This window comes from Candidatus Symbiopectobacterium sp., from assembly GCF_020054415.1.
Lineage (GTDB): Bacteria > Pseudomonadota > Gammaproteobacteria > Enterobacterales > Enterobacteriaceae > Symbiopectobacterium.
In genome coordinates this window covers 1-1,800 of sequence record NZ_JAHWCO010000188.1, presented here as the reverse complement: position 1 = coordinate 1,800, position 1,800 = coordinate 1, and the positions used below count along the sequence as shown (strand labels likewise).

At 51.8% G+C, this 1,800-nt stretch carries 2 protein-coding genes and 1 pseudogene; 2 read left to right on the top strand and 1 reads right to left on the bottom strand.

From position 1 onward, the window contains the following. Together QZ506_RS05590 and QZ506_RS05585 are read left to right on the top strand one after the other, a co-directional pair. Positions 1–209 (top strand): IS1 family transposase (locus tag QZ506_RS05590; RefSeq protein WP_291969650.1); only part of this gene is annotated, 209 nt, incomplete at its 5' end. 105 nt (positions 210–314) lie between these two features. After that, positions 315–1,451 carry a Xaa-Pro peptidase family protein gene (locus tag QZ506_RS05585; RefSeq protein ID WP_291969648.1) on the top strand — a complete coding sequence of 379 codons (1,137 nt, stop codon included), beginning with the start codon at positions 315–317 and terminating at the stop codon, positions 1,449–1,451. Between the two features lie 263 nt (positions 1,452–1,714). Here the strand turns inward: QZ506_RS05585 and QZ506_RS05580 are convergent. Beyond that, positions 1,715–1,800 (bottom strand): annotated as a pseudogene (locus QZ506_RS05580) (lipoprotein); the annotation flags it as partial.

The following is a 1,800-nucleotide window of genomic DNA, read 5'->3' as shown; positions in this document are numbered from 1 at the left end:
GCGTTACCGTCGTCAGTCATGCAAACACGGATGGCTACAGGGCTTACAACGACGAACTTCCAAAAGTAAAACACATTGTTAGCAAGCTGTATACACAGCGTATTGAGCGTGCACATCTGACACTGCGTAACCGATTTCAACGGCTCAATCGCAAGACGCTCGGATATTCAAAATCATCCGAAATGCACGATAGGATCATCGGTACTTAAATCGAACGCGAGTACTACGTTTTATGCTACATCAACTCATTGAATACACGACCTGGGGATTTTACGAGTGTGGTGAATAGAAAAAAACGACATCAGGTAACCGTTATGAATGAAAGTTGGCTTTTCCCGCTCCACGAGTATCAGCAGCGCGTCGCAAAGATCCGCGCTTATATGCAAGAAAGGGATATATCCCTGTTGCTGATTGACCAGACAGAATTCCTGTTTTATCTCACGGGATTTGGTATTTCTGAAAACATGTACCGTGCTTGCTTGCTGCCGTTAACGGGCGACCCGGTGATGGTATTCCGCGCCATGGACGAGCGTGCGTTCAGTGAAAATAGCTGGATCACTGACACCGTCACTTTCCATGACTGGCAGGATCCGTTAGCGGTACTGGCCGATACGGTGTGCGCTCGCGGCTGGGAAAGCGCGACGCTCGGCATCGATTTCGATTCTTACTGCATGACCATCAACCGCTTCCAGCGCTTGCAGGCGATGTTGCCACAGATTCAGGTAAAAGATTTTTCCGGTGTTCTTAAACAATTGCGCACCCGCAAAATTCCGCAGGAAATCGAGTGCATCAAACAATCAGCGGCAGCGAACGATCATGCGATCCGTGAAGTGGTTGCCGAAATGGGGGTTGGGAAAACGGAGCGTCAGGCGGCAGAAATTATCCACCGTGTCCTGATCCGCAACGGGATGGATTCCAACCGCTGTGGCATCGTCACGACCGGCGGTGGCAACAGCTTTCTGCATGCCAACATGCAGGAACGGCCGTTGAAGCAGGGTGATATCCTGCATCTTGAAGTGGTTTCCTTTAAACGCGGCTACAGCTCCAAGATCATGCGTTCGGTGATTATCGGTACGGCGTCAGCTGCACAGCAAGAGATTGCTCAGCAGCTAATCGCAATCCAGGATAAGCAGCTCGCTGCCATGAAGCCCGGTGCAGTGGCGAAAGACATCGATGCACTGGCACGTAATGCTGTACTAAAAGCAGGGCTGCGTCAGGATTACGCCAGCATTACCGGCTATACGCTCGGTTATTATCCGAAGACGACGCCGCGCACCAGCGATTTTAGCCGCGTGTTTTTGCCCACGTCTGAGTGGCTGCTGGAAGCGGGCATGGTGTTTCACATGTACTTGTATGCGGCGGGCCTTGCCATCAGCGAAACGGTGCTGGTGACGGAAAACGGCTGTGAGCGTTTGACGAAGATCCCGCGCCAGCTGTTCGCAACGGCATAACGCGGAGCTGGTTGTAACTGTCCTTCTTTTGTCATTCCTGTCATTCCCGCACAGGCGGAAATCCCTTACAGGCTAAACGGGTTAATTCCACGCGAGGTCTACGGCACGTACCCAGGACGACGGGAAGGTGCTTATTTTCGTGCGATTAAGACGGTCAGCGGCGACATCGGAAACGGTTGATGTCGCCGTGTTTCTACACGGCTGAAATGGCTTTGTTGAATAAATCAGAACCCGTAATGACTGCGCCCCATACGGGTCGATTGTTACGTGATGCGAATACTGTTCGGCATTCCTAATAGCGTGATCCGGTTAAGCGCTTTGACCATGGCCATGGCTTCACCCACCTGAG